The 15,975-nt window shown below is 66.5% G+C and carries 19 protein-coding genes and 1 pseudogene; 7 read left to right on the plus strand and 13 right to left on the minus strand.

Annotated elements, in window-relative coordinates; genetic code table 11:
• Positions 1-528, plus strand: a pseudogene (locus tag JWM94_RS08170) (TonB-dependent receptor); the annotation flags it as partial.
• Between the two features lie 85 nt (positions 529-613).
• On the opposite strand, the gene JWM94_RS08175 reads toward JWM94_RS08170, so the two are convergent.
• Positions 614-2,146, minus strand: coding sequence for an ABC transporter permease/substrate-binding protein (locus tag JWM94_RS08175; protein WP_299424799.1), 1,533 nt, complete (start codon positions 2,144-2,146; stop codon positions 614-616).
• The gene (locus tag JWM94_RS08180) at positions 2,143-2,871 is read right to left on the minus strand and encodes an ATP-binding cassette domain-containing protein (protein ID WP_299424880.1); all 729 of its coding nucleotides are present in this window, start codon (positions 2,869-2,871) and stop codon (positions 2,143-2,145) included. Before JWM94_RS08180 ends, JWM94_RS08175 begins: the two co-directional genes overlap by 4 nt.
• 194 nt (positions 2,872-3,065) lie before the next feature.
• Between JWM94_RS08180 and JWM94_RS08185 the strand changes: the two genes are divergently transcribed.
• Positions 3,066-3,869 (plus strand): SDR family oxidoreductase, encoded by an 804-nt coding sequence (locus tag JWM94_RS08185; RefSeq protein WP_299424802.1) that lies wholly within the window; start codon positions 3,066-3,068, stop codon positions 3,867-3,869.
• Positions 3,870-3,978: 109 nt separating this feature from the next.
• On the opposite strand, the gene JWM94_RS08190 is transcribed toward JWM94_RS08185, so the two are convergent.
• A complete protein-coding gene (locus JWM94_RS08190; protein ID WP_299424804.1) occupies positions 3,979-4,269 on the minus strand; it encodes a 4a-hydroxytetrahydrobiopterin dehydratase in 291 nt (96 codons plus the stop codon).
• 53 nt (positions 4,270-4,322) lie between these two features.
• Between JWM94_RS08190 and JWM94_RS08195 the strand changes: the two genes are divergently transcribed.
• The 4 genes from JWM94_RS08195 to JWM94_RS08210 are packed head-to-tail and all read left to right on the plus strand — an operon-like array spanning position 4,323 to position 6,108.
• Positions 4,323-4,721, plus strand: a complete 399-nt coding sequence (locus tag JWM94_RS08195; protein ID WP_299424807.1) for a metallopeptidase family protein — start codon at positions 4,323-4,325, stop codon at positions 4,719-4,721.
• On the plus strand, positions 4,718-5,290 hold the full coding sequence (ccmA, locus tag JWM94_RS08200; RefSeq protein WP_299424811.1) for a heme ABC exporter ATP-binding protein CcmA: 573 nt from the start codon (positions 4,718-4,720) through the stop codon (positions 5,288-5,290). The genes JWM94_RS08195 and ccmA overlap by 4 nt, the downstream gene beginning before the upstream one ends.
• Positions 5,287-5,928: a heme exporter protein CcmB gene (locus JWM94_RS08205; protein WP_299424814.1), complete on the plus strand. Its 642-nt coding sequence runs from the start codon at positions 5,287-5,289 to the stop codon at positions 5,926-5,928. The genes ccmA and JWM94_RS08205 overlap by 4 nt, the downstream gene beginning before the upstream one ends.
• Positions 5,929-5,931: 3 nt before the next feature.
• Positions 5,932-6,108, plus strand: a complete 177-nt coding sequence (locus JWM94_RS08210) for a hypothetical protein (RefSeq protein WP_299424817.1) — start codon at positions 5,932-5,934, stop codon at positions 6,106-6,108.
• Here JWM94_RS08210 and JWM94_RS08215 read toward each other — a convergent pair whose 3' ends face one another.
• The 8 genes from JWM94_RS08215 to JWM94_RS08250 are packed head-to-tail and all read right to left on the minus strand — an operon-like array spanning position 6,109 to position 11,886.
• Positions 6,109-6,978, minus strand: a complete 870-nt coding sequence (locus JWM94_RS08215; RefSeq protein ID WP_299424819.1) for a class I SAM-dependent methyltransferase — start codon at positions 6,976-6,978, stop codon at positions 6,109-6,111.
• Positions 6,975-8,372 (minus strand): threonine synthase, encoded by a 1,398-nt coding sequence (gene thrC, locus JWM94_RS08220; protein WP_299424822.1) that lies wholly within the window; start codon positions 8,370-8,372, stop codon positions 6,975-6,977. Before thrC ends, JWM94_RS08215 begins: the two co-directional genes overlap by 4 nt.
• Positions 8,372-8,983, minus strand: a complete 612-nt coding sequence (locus JWM94_RS08225; RefSeq protein ID WP_299424823.1) for an SURF1 family protein — start codon at positions 8,981-8,983, stop codon at positions 8,372-8,374. The genes thrC and JWM94_RS08225 overlap by 1 nt, the downstream gene beginning before the upstream one ends.
• Positions 8,980-9,363, minus strand: coding sequence for a DUF983 domain-containing protein (locus JWM94_RS08230; protein WP_299424824.1), 384 nt, complete (start codon positions 9,361-9,363; stop codon positions 8,980-8,982). The genes JWM94_RS08225 and JWM94_RS08230 overlap by 4 nt, the downstream gene beginning before the upstream one ends.
• Positions 9,363-10,295 (minus strand): cytochrome c oxidase subunit 3, encoded by a 933-nt coding sequence (locus JWM94_RS08235; RefSeq protein WP_299424826.1) that lies wholly within the window; start codon positions 10,293-10,295, stop codon positions 9,363-9,365. Before JWM94_RS08235 ends, JWM94_RS08230 begins: the two co-directional genes overlap by 1 nt.
• A 30-nt stretch (positions 10,296-10,325) precedes the next feature.
• Complete coding sequence (locus tag JWM94_RS08240) at positions 10,326-10,859, minus strand: cytochrome c oxidase assembly protein (protein ID WP_299424829.1); 534 nt, start codon at positions 10,857-10,859, stop codon at positions 10,326-10,328.
• Positions 10,856-10,993 carry a hypothetical protein gene (locus JWM94_RS08245; protein WP_299424832.1) on the minus strand — a complete coding sequence of 46 codons (138 nt, stop codon included), beginning with the start codon at positions 10,991-10,993 and terminating at the stop codon, positions 10,856-10,858. The genes JWM94_RS08240 and JWM94_RS08245 overlap by 4 nt, the downstream gene beginning before the upstream one ends.
• Positions 10,990-11,886: a heme o synthase gene (locus tag JWM94_RS08250; RefSeq protein WP_299424835.1), complete on the minus strand. Its 897-nt coding sequence runs from the start codon at positions 11,884-11,886 to the stop codon at positions 10,990-10,992. Before JWM94_RS08250 ends, JWM94_RS08245 begins: the two co-directional genes overlap by 4 nt.
• Positions 11,887-12,000: 114 nt before the next feature.
• Here JWM94_RS08250 and JWM94_RS08255 point away from each other — a divergent pair, with 114 nt between their 5' ends.
• Complete coding sequence (locus JWM94_RS08255) at positions 12,001-12,936, plus strand: proline iminopeptidase-family hydrolase (RefSeq protein WP_299424838.1); 936 nt, start codon at positions 12,001-12,003, stop codon at positions 12,934-12,936.
• A 56-nt stretch (positions 12,937-12,992) separates the two neighbouring features.
• On the opposite strand, the gene ctaD is transcribed toward JWM94_RS08255, so the two are convergent.
• Positions 12,993-14,675: a cytochrome c oxidase subunit I gene (gene ctaD, locus JWM94_RS08260; protein WP_299424840.1), complete on the minus strand. Its 1,683-nt coding sequence runs from the start codon at positions 14,673-14,675 to the stop codon at positions 12,993-12,995.
• Between the two features lie 5 nt (positions 14,676-14,680).
• The gene (gene coxB / locus JWM94_RS08265; protein WP_299424842.1) at positions 14,681-15,802 is read right to left on the minus strand and encodes a cytochrome c oxidase subunit II; all 1,122 of its coding nucleotides are present in this window, start codon (positions 15,800-15,802) and stop codon (positions 14,681-14,683) included.
• Positions 15,803-15,975 lie beyond the last annotated feature (173 nt).

The raw sequence follows: 15,975 nt of genomic DNA on the forward strand, positions 1-15,975 counted from the left end.
GGCGGCCGCGGCGGGTTCGGCGGCGGCGGCCCGGGCGGCGGCAGCGGGCGGATACAATTCGCGCTCTATCACACCTGGCACTTCACCGACCGAGTCGAGATCGCGCCGGGCGTACCCGTGATCGACCTGCTCAATGGCGGCGCGATCGGATCGGGCGGACAGTCGCGGCATGAGGTCGAGGCACAGGCGGGCTATTCCAATAATGGGCTTGGTGCGCGGCTGTCGGTCAATTGGCAGAGCGGCACGCGCGTCGTCGGCGGCACCGCGGCGGCACCGACCACGCTCAATTTCTCGAGCCTGGCGACCGCCAATCTGCGGCTGTTCTTCGATCCGTCGAGCCGGCTGGACTTCATCGCGAAGCACAAATGGGCGGTCGGCATGCGGTTCGTCGCCAGCGTGGACAATCTGTTCGATTCGCGCCAGCGCGTGCGCGATGCCGCGGGCGGCACGCCGGTTAGTTACCAGCCCGATTATCTCGATCCGCTGGGGCGGACGGTGCGCGTGGGTATTCGGAAGCTGTTTTTCTAACCAGCACGCCGCGGCAAAGCCGCGTCGTCGGCCAACGCAGATGCGCTGCCGGCCGGGCTGATCTTTCCGATCGAAAATAGCGCCGCTATTTTCGGAAGATCAGCCTCTCCAGCCACCGCGCCGCGACGTCGGGACTGACCTTTCCGGTGTCGCGGTCGACCATGTAATTGGCCTCGCGCATCGCCTCGACCGGCACCTTGCCGATCAGCGGCTTGAGCGCGGCGACAAACCTGCGATCGCGCGCGAGACGCGGCGCAATCGTCAGGATCGCGTCATAATTGGGAATCGCGCCGCGCGGATCGCTCAGCACAGTCAGCTTGTCCGCCGCGATCCGCCCGTCGGACGAGAAGGCCGAGATCACGTCGGCCTGCCCGCTTTCGAGTGCGCGGTACATGAAGGTCGGGTTGTACGCGTTGGCCGAGCCGAACCGCAGTGGATAGGCGGCGCGCACCGCCTTCCATTCGGGGCGCTCCAGGAATTCGAGGTCGGCACCGAAGCGCAAGTCGGGCGCCTTCGCGACCAGATCGTCGAGGCTGGTCAGTCCCAACGCTCGCGCGCGGTCACCGCGCATCGCGAAGGCATAGGCATTCTCGAACCCGAGCCGGCCGAGCAAGTTGAGCCCTTGCTTGCCCTCCCACTGCGTGATCGCCGCCAGCATCGCGTCGCGCGACGGCGTGTCGGTGCGCTTCATCTCGTTGGTCCAGATCGTCCCGGTGTAATCGACCGCGACATCGACATCGCTCGAGGTCAACGCGGCGAACATCACCCCCGACCCGAGCCCTTCCTTGTACCGGACGCGATACCCCGCCGCTTCGAGCCGGTGCCCGATCACGCGCGCGAGGATGTATTGCTCCGAAAAGCCCTTGGCGCCAATCGTGATCGTCGGCTTCGACGCCGGGAGCATCGGCGCCAGCGCGACCAGGATGCCCGCCGCCAGCACGCCTAGCGCAACCCATACGCGGCCGCGCTTGCGCCGCGCGATGCCGTGCTCGATCACCCCGAGAAGCGCGTCGACCGCGAGCGCGAGTCCCGCGGCGGCGAAGCACCCGGCGAGCACCAGCGCCCAATTCTGCGTCTGCAAACCGGCGAAGATCATGTCGCCGAGGCTCGGCTGGCCGACCGTGGTCGACAAAGTCGCGGCACCGATCGTCCACACCGCTGCGGTACGGATACCCGCCATCAGCACCGGCGCGACCAGCGGCGCCTCGACCAGCCGCAACTTCTGCCGCGCGGTCATGCCTACGCCGTCAGCGGCCTCGATTACGGCTGGGTCGATCCCGGCGAGCCCGGTCACGCCGTTCCGCAGGATCGGCAGCAATGCGTAGAGCGTCAGCGCGAGCAGCGATGGCAGGAAGCCGAGCGCGGGAATTCCGCCGCCGACCAGCGTCGAGAGCGACAGCAGCAGCGGATAGAATAGCGCCAGCAGCGCAAGGCTGGGGATCGTCTGGATCAGGCTGGCGAATCCGAGTGCGACGCGCCCGACCGCCGGCACCCGTGCCGACCACACCGCCAGCGGCAGGCTGAGGACGATGCCGAGGACGAGCGCAGCCATCGCCAGCAACAAATGCTGCGCGAGCAGATCTGGCGCACGGGAAAGGGCTTCGAGGAAATCGCTCATGCGCCCGCCTCCAGCGCGCCGAGCCGCCGCATCTGTTCGCGCGGCACCGCGACCAACGCCTGCGCCTCGGTCCCGCCCTCGCCCGCCAGCAATGCCTTGGGCGCGGCGTCGGCGACGATCCGGCCTTTGTCCATCACCAGCACGCGGTCGGCGAGGATCAGCGCTTCGGCCATGTCGTGCGTGACCATGATCGTGGTCAGCCCGAGCCGGTCGTGGAGCTTACGGATCGCGGTGCCGAGTTGATCGCGCGTGACCGGATCGAGCGCGCCGAACGGTTCGTCCATCAGCAGCAGCTTCGGCTCGGTCGCCAGCGCACGCGCCACGCCGACGCGCTGGCGCTGCCCGCCCGACAATTGATCGGGCATGCGGGGAGCAAAATTGGCGGGTAGGTCGACCAAGGCGAGCAACTCCGCGACTCGCGCCGCCGGCCTGGCCTCGCCCTCCAGCCGCAACCCGATCGCGACATTCTCCGCCACCGTCATATGCGGGAACAGCCCGATATTCTGGAACACGTACCCGATCCGCCGCCGCAACCGGAACGGATCGCCGGCCGTCACATCCGCGCCATCGATCGACACCGACCCAGCGCTCGGCTCGATCAGCCGGTTGATCGTCTTGAGCAGGGTCGATTTGCCCGACCCCGAGCTGCCGACCAGTGCGACGAAGCTGCCGCCGGCGATATCGACCGACACGCCATCGACCGCGACCGCTCCGCCTGGATACATCTTAGTCACGCCACTTAGCGCAACGGAAGGGCCGATAACGGTCATCGGCGAAGTGTGGGTGAGTGGCGAAGGCGCGTCAAACACCTCGTTCGTCACCCCGGACTTGTTCCGGGGTCCAACGTGCCCCAAGCTTTGTCGTCAGAGGATAGTTGGATGCCGGAACAAGCCCGGCATGACGAAATTGGGGGATGGTCATGGCGGATGCGAAAGCGATCTTCATCACCGGCGGCGGATCGGGCATTGGCCAAGCGGTCGCACAACGCTTCGCGCGCGAAGGCTGGCGGGTCGGCCTGGCCGACGTCAACGCGAGTGGACTGCGCGAGACCGCGGCGATGCTGCCCGCCGGGATGGTGGATACGTACACGATGGATGTGCGCGACCGCGCCGCGTGGGTGTCGAGCCTCAACGACTTCACCAACAAGAGCGGCGGTCGGCTCGACGTGCTGTTCAACAATGCGGGGGTCGGCACCGGCGGGCCCATCGCGCAGATGAGTTTCGAGGACATGGACAGGGTGGTCGCGATCAACCTGGGCGGCGTGCTCAACGGCGCCAAGATCGGCCACGACTATCTCAAGAACACGCCGGGATCGTGCCTGCTCAACACCGCCAGCGCTTCGGCGATCTACGGCACGTCGGGGCTGGTGGTCTATTCGGCGACCAAGTTCGGGGTGCGCGCGCTGACCGAGGGGCTCGACGGCGAATGGTTCGGCGACGGGATCAAGGTCCGCGACCTGATCCCCGGCTTCATCGACACACCGCTGCTCCAGGGGCCGATCGAGGGCAGCAACCAGAATATCCGTGAGGTCGTCCAGAACGCAGGGCTCGAACTGACCAGCCCCGACGCTGTGGCGGAGGCGGCATGGCAGGCGGTGCACGGTGACGCGGTTCACACCTATGTCGGCAAGACCGCGTTCCGGCTCAAATTCGCGGCGAAATGGCTGCCGGGCAAAATCCGGAAACAGATGCGGCGGGGGCTGGCCACGCCGAGCGACCAATAATACCGTTCGTGCTGAGCCTGTCGAAGCACGCCTAACACAACACGCCCCCTTCGACGCCGCCTGCGGCGTCGCTCAGGACGGGCTTCGACAAGCTCAGGGCGAACGGAGGTTAGTCGACCAGCGCGTCGATCGCCTCGGCCATCGCGACGTCGCGCGCCGACAGCCCGCCGGCGTCGTGCGTGGTCAGCAAGATGTCGACCCGGTTCCACACGTTCGACCATTCGGGATGGTGGTCGCTCTTCTCCGCGATCAGCGCGACTCGAGTCATGAACGCAAACGCTTCGGTGAAATCTTCGAAGGTGAAGCTACGGGTGATCGCGTCGCGCGCTTCGTCATAATCCCATTCGTCGAGCTCATCGAGCGCGCCGGCGCGTTCGTCCTCGGTCAGTTGGTCGACCATCGGCGCTCTCCCTTGCTTGCCGCGTGTCCGCGTATCGGCCTATGCCGAGGAGGATGAGCGGGCAAGAGCAGCGCGCCCCGAGCGCGGGCGAGATCGAGGCGATCGCGCGCGCGACGCTGGCCTCGTTGCCGCCTGAATTTGCGGCGCATCTCGGCAACGTCGTGCTGATCGTCGAGGAATATGCCGACGAAGAGACACTCGATGCGCTTGGCATCGAGGATCCGCACGACCTGACCGGCGTCTATCACGGCCGTCCGGTGGGCGAGAAATCGTCGATGGAATCGGGCGCGCCGCCCGACAGGATCCACCTCTATCGCCGCGCGATCCTCGACGAATGGGTCGCCGACGGGGAGGATCTGGCGACGCTCGTCCGCCACATCGTGATCCACGAGGTCGGGCATCATTTCGGGCTGAGCGACGCCGATATGCACCATCTGGAGGATGAGGCGTGAGCCTGCTCGCGTTCCGCGATGTGACGTGCGTGCGCGGCGGGCGAGCTTTGTTCGAAGGACTGTCGTTCGCACTCGACGCCGGCGGTGCGATGCTGGTCACCGGCCCCAACGGCGCGGGTAAGTCGAGCCTGATCCGCGTTGCCGCCGGGTTGCTGCCTCCCGCCGCCGGAACGGTCGAAGGCGAGACGGCGCGCGCATTGCTGACCGAAGCGGCGTCGCTCGACGAGGAATTGCCGCTCGCAAAGGCGCTCGGCTTCTGGGCGCGGCTCGACGCGCGCCCGACTGCAGTGTCCGGCGCACTCGCCGCACTGGCATTGAGCGATCTCGCTGACATCCCCGTCCGCTTGCTCTCGACCGGCCAACGCCGCCGCGCCGCCTTCGCCCGTGTGGTGGCAAGCGGGGCGCCGGTGTGGTTGCTCGACGAACCGGCAAACGGGTTGGACACCGCCGCGCTCGGTCGGTTGGAGACCGTCATCATCGATCACCGTGCAAATGGCGGCGCGGTGATCGTAGCAAGCCATACCCCGGTCGCGTTGCCCGATGCGCAGATCGTCGAGTTGGGCGCATGAACCTGACTGCCCTGATAGCCCGCGACGTGCGGCGCGCATGGATCGGCGGTGGCGCGCTGCTGCCCGTCGCGTTCTTCCTCCTCGTCGCGATCCTGTTCCCGTTCGCGGTCGGACCCGACGCGGCGTTGCTCGCGCGGATCGGCGGCGGGGTATTGTGGGCGGCAGCATTGCTCGCTGCGCTGATCCCGGTGGAGCGGCTGATCGCGCCCGACCTGGCCAGCGGCGTGATCGACCAGTTACTGGTGCGCGGACAGTCGCCCGCGGCGATCGCCTTCGCCAAGCTCGCCGCGCACTGGCTCAGTTTTGCCCCCCCGATCCTGCTTGCGGCCTTCCCTGCCGCCGCGTTACTCAACTTGCCTACCGACACGCTGATCCAGGTCGAATTGAGCCTGCTGATCGGCACGCCTGGGCTGGCGGCACTGGCGGTCGCGGTCAGTGCCCTCACCGCCACGCTGCGCGGCGCGGGCGCGCTCGCTGGGTTGCTGATCCTGCCGCTGGCGATCCCGCTGCTGATCTTCGGCGCGGGCAGCCTCGACGGCGGCACCGGCGCGCTCAAGCTGTTGGCGGCGGTGAGCCTGCTGTTGGTCGCGGGCGCACCATTTGTGGCTGGGGCGGCGATCCGCGCGGGGTTGGACTAAGAAATGAGCGGTAACAGAGAGCGCCGCGCAATGACCGATGAAGAAGCGCTGGAGGCTGGCTACACACCCGACGAAGTGCGCTGGGGCGAACATCAATCGACCCCGATACCCTTGTGGGGCTGTTTGCTGGCCTTGGCAGTGGTCGGGGCGATAATCTACGCGATCTGCCAAATTGTCTGACTAGCGGCTCCACCGCGCCCAGATCGCGGTGGGGAGCAGCAGCCCGCGCGTTTCCTCGCGCACCGCGAGCTCGCCCGCTTCGACCGTCCCGGGCAAATTGGCGAACGCCTGGCTCACTAGCTCCCCGATCGCCAACGCCGACATCCGCACCGCGTACACCGTCAGGAACAGGAATTTCGACTGCTCGTCGAGCAATTGACGGCAATCCGCGACCAGCCCCGGCAAGCCTTCCTCCAACCGCCACACCTCGCCCTCCGGTCCGCGGCCGAACTTGGGCGGGTCGAGCAATATGCCGTCGTAGCGCCGCCCGCGGCGCACTTCGCGCGCGGCGAACTTGGTCGCATCGTCGATCATCCAGCGCACCGGTTTGTCGGCCAACCCAGCGAGTTGCGCGTTCGCCCGCGCGCCTTCGACCGATTTCTTCGAGGCATCGACATGCACCATCTTCACGCCCTGCGACGCCAGCGCAAGCGTGCCGACGCCGGTATAGCCGAACAGGTTGAGCGCCTCCGCGTCGGTCACCCCATCGAGCCGTTCGCGCATCCAGCTCCACACCGGCGCCATGTCGGGGAAGAAGCCGAGGTGCCGGAACGGTGTGGTTTGTGCGGTGAACGCGACGTCGTCCCACTTCATCGCCCAGCCCTCGCGCGGAACCGGGCCGTTATACTCCCAGCGCCCGCCGCCTTCCTCGTCCGACCCGGGAATGAATTCGGCGTCGGCGCGCCAGTCCTCGCTCGCCGGCGCCCACATCGCCTGCGGCTCCGGGCGAATGAAGCGGAAGCGGCCATAGCGTTCGAGCTTTCGCCCGTGGCCGCAATCGATCAGGCCGTAATCGGCCCATGGTTCGCCGATGAGGGTTTCGAGCTTCATGCCGCGGTCTTGGCGATGTACCCCGCCACCGCGTCCAACGTGCCAGGGAGCGTTTCGTAGCGTTCCTCGCGCTCGAACAGGTCGCCCATCCGCGCCGGCAGGATCGGCCGCACGCCGGTCGCGCGCTCGACCGCGTCGCGGAACTTGGCGGGGTGCGCGGTGGCGAGCGTGACGACCGGCACGTCGAGGTCGCTCGATCGCGCCGCCGACAGCCCGATCGCGGTATGCGGGTCGATCACTTGCCCCGCGCGCTCGCACGCCCAGCGCATCGCCAGCGCCATGTCGTCGAGGTCGACGCGCGCGCTAGCGAATAATTCGCCCGCGCCCTCGCGTTGCGCGTTGGTCAGCCGCATCGCCTTCGATGCTTCGAACCCGGCCATCTGCGCAGCGGTCGCCGCACCGTCGCGCCCGCCGAGGTCGAACAGCAATCGCTCGAAGTTCGAGCTAACCTGGATGTCCATCGACGGGGTCGGGGTCGCGACCACGCCCTTCGCCGAATAATCGCCCGCCGACAGCGCGCGGTGAAGGATGTCGTTGACGTTGGTCGCGACGATCAGCCTGGCGACCGGCAGCCCCATCCGCGCCGCGACATACCCTGCGAATACGTCGCCGAAATTGCCCGTCGGGACAGAGAAAGCGATCGATCGCTCGGGCGCGCCGAGCCGGACCGCGGCGTAGAAATAATAGACGACCTGCGCCATCAGCCGCGCCCAGTTGATCGAATTCACCGCCGACAGCCGCAAATGCCCAAGCGGCCCGGTACCCGCGGCGTTGGCGTTGAACATCGCCTTCACGAGTCCCTGCGCGTCGTCGAAGCTGCCCTCGATCGCGATGTTGTGGACGTTGGGGGCGAGCACCGTGGTCATCTGGCGGCGCTGGACGTCGGACACGCGGCCCTTGGGGTGGAGCATGAAGATCTCGACATGCTCGCGCCCGGCCAGCGCGTCGATCGCCGCCGACCCGGTGTCGCCACTGGTCGCGCCCACAACCGTCAGCGGACGGTCGGTCCCCGTCAGGAACTTCTCGAACAGCAGCCCGAGCAATTGCAGCGCGACGTCCTTGAACGCCAGGGTCGGGCCGTGGAACAGTTCGAGCAGCCAGTGCCGGTGGTCGAGCTGGACCAAGGGCGTCACCGCGTCGTGCGCGAACCGCCCGTACGCCTGGGAACAGAGCGAGCGCAGGTCGTCCTCGCTCAGCGCATCGCCGACGAACGGTAGCATCACGCGGACGGCGGTTTCGACGTAGGACAGCCCGTTAAACGCGGCGATCTCGTCCCGCGTCAGGCTCGGCCATGCGTCGGGCAGGTACAGCCCGCCATCATTGGCGAGCCCCGCCAGCGTGACTTCGCGAAAATCGAGCGCGGGCGCGGTGCCGCGCGTGCTGACGTAGCGCATCAGGGTTCCTTGCGCGCGCGCCACCGCAGCGCGAGACCGTAGATCACCAGCGCGATCGCGGCGAAGGCGAACCATTGCACGGCATAGGCAAGGTGATTGTTGGGGATCGATTCGATGCTCGGCACCGCGTTGGCGGTCAGCCCGGGCGCGGGCGTGTCGGCGACCAGCAGCAATTGTTGCGGCGCCGCCTTGCCGAACAGCCCGGCGATCAGCGGACTGTGACTCGGCGCGTGGCTGATCATCCCGCTGACCGGGCCGCCGGTCCAGGCCGGCTTGAAATCGACGTCGCGCGTCGTGCCGATCTGCACCGCGAACCCCGGCCCTTCGGCGCCGGTTTTGCACTGCGCGATGATGCGGTAGCCGGCATTGCCCGCCCCCTCGGTAGAGAAGCTAACGGGCTTGAGGCACAGCGCACTCGCGCGGCGGAACAGCAGATCGTCGCCGATCGCCGGGATCGGCAGCGCGATCACTGGCTTCGTGGCGTTGGCGGCCAGCTCGTGCAGCAGCGCCAGTTTCTCCGTTCGGCGCTGGAGTTGCCAGAAACCCAGCCCGATCATCGCCGCCACCGCCAGCACGACCAGGATCGTCGGAATGATCGGCAGGCGCTTCATATCGCGTCCTCGTTGCGGACTTCGGCGGCGCGGTTGCGATATTCGAGCGCGAGCAACGCGCCCTTGGATACTCGCAGCGCGCCTAGCACGGCGGCTGCGGTGATCGGCACCCAGAGCAGGACATGAACCCACCATGGCGGGTGTGCCGCGAGCTCGAGCCAGATCGCCAATCCGACGACGATCGCACCCAGAATCAAAGTCAGGAACGCCGCCGGCCCGTCACCGACATTAAACCGGCTAAAGTCCAAGCCGCACGCCGAGCACGTGCCGGCGAACTTCGCCCAACCGGCGAACAAGGTCGGCGCCCCACAGCGCGGGCACAGTCCCTTGAACGCGACCTCGGCGGGGGTCGGGCCCGCGACCGCCCGCTCTTGCGTCATCAGCCGGCGTGGATCGGTGCGCCCCAGCCGCCCCAGACATAGATGGTGACGAACAGGAACAGCCACACCACGTCGACGAAGTGCCAGTACCAGGCCGCCGCCTCGAACCCGAAATGCTGGCGCGGGGTGAAGTCGCCCTTGTACGCGCGGACCAGGTTCACGCTGAGGAAGATCGTCCCGATCAGCACGTGGAAGCCGTGGAAACCCGTCGCCATGAAGAACGACGCGCCATAATTGAGCCCCTTGAACGGGAACGGCGCGTCCGAATATTCATACGCCTGGATCGAGCTGAACAGCAGGCCGAGCACGATCGTCAGCCACAGCCCCTTCTTGACGCTGTCATTCTCGCCGACGCCGATCAAGCCCCACAGACCCTTCATCGCGCCGCCGCGCTGGTTGTGGATCAGCGCGTGGTGCGCCCACGTCACCGTCGTGCCCGACAACAGCAGGATCAGCGTGTTGAGCAAAGGGAACTGGAAGGCGTTGATCACCTCGATGCCCTTGGGGGGCCACACCGCGGCCGCCTTTGCGCCGGCGTCGGTGACCAGGCTCGCGGTTTTCGACGCGGCGTCCCACACAACTGGCGCGGGGAACAGCGAGAAGTCGAAGAACGCCCAGAACCAGCCGAGGAAGAACATCACTTCGGAGGCGATGAACAGGATCATGCCGTACCGCAGGTGGAGCTGGACTACCGGGGTATGATCGCCCTGATGCGCCTCCTGGATGACGTTCGCCCACCAACTGAACATCGTGAACAGCACGCCGGCGACACCGGCGAAGAACAGATAGCCGCCGCCATTGGGGTGGCCGACATGCCCGCCGTGCATCCACGAAATGCCGCCCGCCGCCATCGCCAGCGCGGAAAACGCGCCGATGATCGGCCAGATATCGGGCTTGAGGATATGATAATCGTGGTTCTTGGCGCCGGCCATGGGTGGTTCCCTGTCAGATATGGTTTCGCTCTAGCTAGGAGTTTTACCGGAATCCACCGGGTAAAACGTGTAACTGAGCGTGATCGTCTGGATGTCGCGCGCGTCGGGGTCCTTGAGGATCGCCGGATCGACGTAAAAGATCACCGGCATGCGCTGAGTCTCGCCGGGCTTGAGCGTCTGCTGGGTGAAGCAGAAGCACTGGATCTTCTTGAAATAGGCGCCGGCCTGCGCGGGAGTAACGTTGAACGTCGCGGTACCGGTCAGCGTGCGGTCGGACGTGTTGGTCGCGGTAAAGAACGCCATGTCACGCGCGCCGATATCGATCGTCTCGGACTCGTTTTCGGGCGCGAACTTCCATTTGAGGCCCGGCGCGACATTGGTGTCGAACGCCACCGTGACCTTGCCGTCGACCGCGCCGGGGGCTCGCAGACCCCGCCCGGTGGTGCCGTTGAGTCCCGTCGCCTGGCAAAACATCCGGTAGAGCGGGACGCTCGCCCAGGCGAGCCCGCTCATGAAGCAGATGCCGAGTACCGCGAGCAGCGCCGTTCGCGTCGTATGGCTCACGAATGCGCCCCGATTCCGATCTTGGCGATCGACACCGCGAAGATCAGGATGACGAAGCCGCCGAGCAGCCACGCCATCACGCGCGAGTTGCGGCGCTGCACCGCGAGCCGGCGTTCCTCTTCGTCAGGGGTCATACCAGCCACCGATCGACGACGACCGCGCCGAACAGCACGAACAGATAGACGATCGAATAAGCGAACAGGCGCTTTTCGGGGCGCATCGTGTCGCTTTCACGCGTCGTCCGCGTCGCGACCCACAAAGCCAGCAGGCCGAACCAGCCGGTCGCGACGACCGCCACCGCGCCGTAAATCGCTCCGGTCAGCCCGAGCGGCCATGGTGCGATCGCCGCCACCGCCATCGGGATCGTGTAGAGCCCGATCTGGGTGCGGGTCGCGCGCTCACCCGCGACGACGGGGAGCATCGGGATGCCGGCATTGGCGTAATCGGTCTTCACGAACAGCGCCAACGCCCAGAAATGCGGCGGGGTCCACAGGAACACCAACGCGAACAACAGGATCGGGAGCGGCGCCAGGCTGCCGCTCGCCGCCGCCCAGCCGATCAGCGGCGGGAATGCCCCCGCCGCACCGCCGATGACGATATTCTGCGGCGTGCGCGGCTTGAGCCAGATCGTGTAGACGAACACGTAGAACAGGATCGACGCCAGCAAGATGGCAGCCGCCAGTTCGTTGACGAACAGCCCCATCATCAGCACCGAGAACACGGCGAGCCCGACCCCGAATTGCAGCGCGGATTGCTTGTCCATCCGCCCGGCAGGAAGCGGCCGCCCCGCGGTCCGCTTCATCTTCGCGTCGAGATCGGCTTCATACCATTGGTTCAGCGCGCCCGCCGCGCCCGCCCCCAGCGCGATGCACAGGATCGCGGTGAAGCCGATCACCGGGTTCACTTGGCCGGGTGCGGCAAGCATCCCGCACAGCCCGGTGAATACGACGAGCGTCATCACCCGCGGCTTGGTCAACGCCAGGAAATCGCGCCAGTCGGCGGGGAGAGCGATCGTGTCGGTGGTCATGGGATGCGCGGCCTATAAGCGCGTGTCGGCCCGGAGGGAAGCGTGCTGGACGCCGGATTCGACACGCGCGCTCGGCGGAAATAGATTTCCGCTCGAACTAGAAAGGGGGACATCATGAGGATCACGCGCCGCGAAGCTGTGGCTGCACTGGGTGCCATGGCGCTCTCGCCGGGACTCGCCGCAGCGCCTCCGGTCACCGAAGGCCATGCCGATGTGCCGGGCGGGCGCATCTGGTGGATGAAGGTCGGCGGCGGGGGCGGCACGCCGTTGCTGACGCTGCATGGCGGGCCGGGCGCGGGGCACAATTATCTGCTGCCGTTGCGCGCGCTCGCGGATCAGCGGCCAGTGATCTTCTACGATCAGCTCGGCTGCGGCCGCGCCGACAGCCCGGCGGACGAAAAAATCTACACGATTCAGCGCTCGGTCGACGAGGTCGATGCGGTGCGCCGCGCACTCGGACTCGATCGCGCGATCCTGTTCGGACATAGCTGGGGATCGATGCTGGCGATCGAATATCTGTGCCAGGGGCGCGGCAAGGGCATCGAGAAGCTGATCCTCGGCGGCGCGCTTGCCAGCATTCCGCAAGCGATGGCGGGGCAGCAGCGGCTGATCGCGGCGATGCCGAACGGCGGCGGGGCGCGGATGCACGCGCTGGAGAAAGCGGGGAAGACCGACAGCCCCGAATACCAGAAGCTGGTCCAGCAATTCTACGACCTGCACGTCTGCCGCGTGCCGCCGACGCCCGACGCGTTGGCCACGTTCGACAACCTCGGCAAATCGATCGCCTATCGCGTGATGAACGGCCCCAACGAGTTCACCATTACTGGCGTGATCAAGGACTGGGACCGCCGCGCCGACCTCGGGCGGATCAAGGTGCCGACGTACATTACCACCGGCGCGTTCGACGAGATCACGCTCGACTGCCACCAGACGATCCGGCGCGGCATCGCGGGCTCGCGGCTGGAGATATTCGCGGGCTGCTCGCATTTGACGATGATTGAGCAGCCGGTGCGCTACGTCGCGGCGCTGCGGCGGTTCCTGGGCGCCTAAACGAAAAACGCCCCGGAATTTCTTCCGGGGCGCTCATTCGTGCCGACATGCGTCGATCAGTGATGATGGGCATCGCCCCCGTCTATAATCGGCAGCGTTTCGAACTGGTGATACGGCGGCGGGCTCGACAGCGTCCATTCGAGCGTCGTCGCACCCGAACCCCAGGGATTGTCGGGCGCCTTCTTGCCCGCGAACAGCGACCACAGGATGTTGAGGAAGAACACCGCCATCCCGGCCGCCATGATCGAATAGCCCCACGCCGAGGCGATATGGTTCCAGTGCGCGAGCCCATCCTGGAAATCGGGCATGCGCCGCGGCTGGCCTTGCAGCCCCAGGAAATGCATCGGGAAGAACAGCACGTTCACGCCGATGAAGAACACCCAGAAGTGCACCTGGCCGAGGAACTCGTTGTACATCCGCCCCGACATCTTGGGGAACCAGTAATAGAAACCGGCGAACAGGCTGAACACCGCGCCGAGGCTGAGCACGTAGTGGAAGTGCGCCACGACGTAATACGTGTCCTGCATGTAATCGTCGACGCCGCCGTTCGCGAGCACGACACCGGTCACGCCGCCGACGGTGAACATGAAGATGAAGCCCAGCGCCCACATCATCGGCGTCTTGAACGAGAGCGATCCGCCCCACATCGTCGCGATCCAGCTGAAAATCTTGATGCCGGTCGGCACCGCGATCACCATCGTCGCGGCGGTGAAATACATCTTGGTGTTCACGCTGAGACCGGTCGTGAACATGTGGTGCGCCCACACGATGAAGCCGACCACGCCGATCGCGACCATGGCGTACGCCATGCCGAGATAGCCGAAGACGGGCTTCTTGGAGAAGGTCGCGATCACCTGGCTGACCATACCGAAGCCCGGCAGGATCATGATGTAGACCTCGGGGTGGCCGAAGAACCAGAACAGGTGCTGGTACAGGATCGGGTCGCCGCCGCCTTCGGCCTGGAAAAAGGTCGTGCCGAAATTGCGGTCTGTCAGCAGCATCGTGATGGCGGCGGCCAGCACCGGCAACGCCAGCAGCAACAGGAACGCGGTGACCAGCACCGACCACACGAACAGCGGCATCTTGTGCAGCGTCATACCCGGCGCGCGCATGTTGAAGATCGTCGTGATGAAGTTGATCGCGCCGAGGATCGAGCTCGCGCCCGCCAGGTGGAGCGACAGGATCGCCATGTCGGTCGACGGGCCCGCTTCCTGCGTCGAGAGCGGGGCATAGACCGTCCAGCCGGTCCCGGCGCCGCCGTCGGCGCCACCGAAGAACGGCGAAGCCAGCAGCAGCGAGAAGCTGGGGCTCAGCAGCCAGAAGGAGATGTTGTTCATCCGCGGGACCGCCATGTCGGGGGCGCCGATCATCAGCGGCACGAACCAGTTGCCGAACCCGCCGATCATCGCCGGCATGACCATGAAGAACACCATGATCAGCCCGTGCGCGGTGACCAGCACGTTCCACAGATGCTTGGCCTGATCGACATTGACGTCGCCGCCGCCGCGCAGGTGGTTGAGCGCGTTGGCCCATTGCCCGAGATACTGGAGGTGCGGCGAGGCAAGCTCGATGCGCATCAGCCCCGAAATCGCGCCGCCGATGATCCCCGCGGTGATCGCGAAGAGCAGGTACAGCGTACCGATATCCTTATGGTTGGTCGACATGAACCAGCGCGCGAAGAAGCCGGGCTTGTGATCGGCATCGTGGCCGTGATCGTCGTGGAGGGCGATGTCGCTCATGTCGTTCAATTTCCGGGGTTGCCGGCGCCGGCGGGATTCGCCGTGGCGGCCTGATTGCTGGTGGGCGCGGCGACCGTCGCATTGACGGTCGGGCCGGTCGTGTTCGCGACGGCTGCCGTATCGGGCTGCGTCGGGGCCGGCTTGGCGCCCGCGACGGTGCCGCCCTTGGCGGCCACCCAGCGGTTATAGACGTCGAGCGGCACGGCCTCGACCGCGATCGGCATGTAGCCGTGCTTGGGGCCGCACAATTCGGAGCATTGCCCGAAATAGAGGCCGGGCTTCTCGATCGTGAAGCTCGTCTCGTTCAACCGCCCGGGGACGGCGTCGAGCTTGATCCAGAACGCCGGCATCGCCCACGAATGGATCACGTCGGCCGAGGTGGTGATCAGCCGGATCGGCACGCCGACCGGCAGCACGACGCGGTTGTCGACCGCGAGCAGGCGCGGCCCGTCATCGTCGGTCCGCGCGCGCTCGCCAGGGCCGACTTCGTCCTTTTCCTTGAGGATATTGGCGGTGATCTCGAACCCGCCATTGTCGGGGTAGGAATAGGTCCAATACCATTGGTTGCCGGTCGCCTTGAGCGTGATGGCGTTCTTGGGCGGCGGCTTGAACTGCGCCGACAACAGCCCGATCGACGGGATCGCCAGCAGCACCAGGATCAGCACGGGGACCAATGTCCACACCACTTCGATCGTCGTGTTGTGCGCGGTCTTCGAAGGGATCGGGTTTGCGCCGGCACGATAGCGGAACACCACCCACAACAGCAGGATCAGCACGAACAGCGAGATCACGACGATCACCGGCACCAGGATGTTGTTGTGAAAATCGCGCGCGCGTTCGCCGTTCTTGGTGACCTGCGGCTGGATGCCGATATCGCCGTCGACCGCGTCGCCGATGCCCTTGACCGGAAGCATCTTGGGGGCGCCGTCCAGCGCCAGCATCTCGGGGTCGGCAACCGGCGTGGCCGCCGGGGCCGGCGTCGCAGTTGCCGGTGCCGCCGTCGCAGCCGCGGTCGTCGGCGCCGCGGCAGGCGCAGGCGCCGTCGTTCCTTGCGGCGCGGCATGGCCGGCGCCGGCGAGCATCAGCCCCGCCGCCAGCATCGCAGATTTGAGCCCGATCAAGCGCATCGTGTCGCATCACCCTGTTGATACGAACCGCCGCAGGCCGCGGCGATCGTTGGAATTCACGTCTTCGGGCGAACACACCCGGTTGGTCGGGCCTATACGCCGCGGGCTACGCGATCATCAAGGCTCGCCGCGCACTTTTACTGAAGCGCCAACGTTGCGCGGCCCCGGCCGGG

The sequence above is a fragment of the Sphingomonas bacterium genome (assembly GCF_028289855.1).
Lineage (GTDB): Bacteria > Pseudomonadota > Alphaproteobacteria > Sphingomonadales > Sphingomonadaceae > Sphingomonas.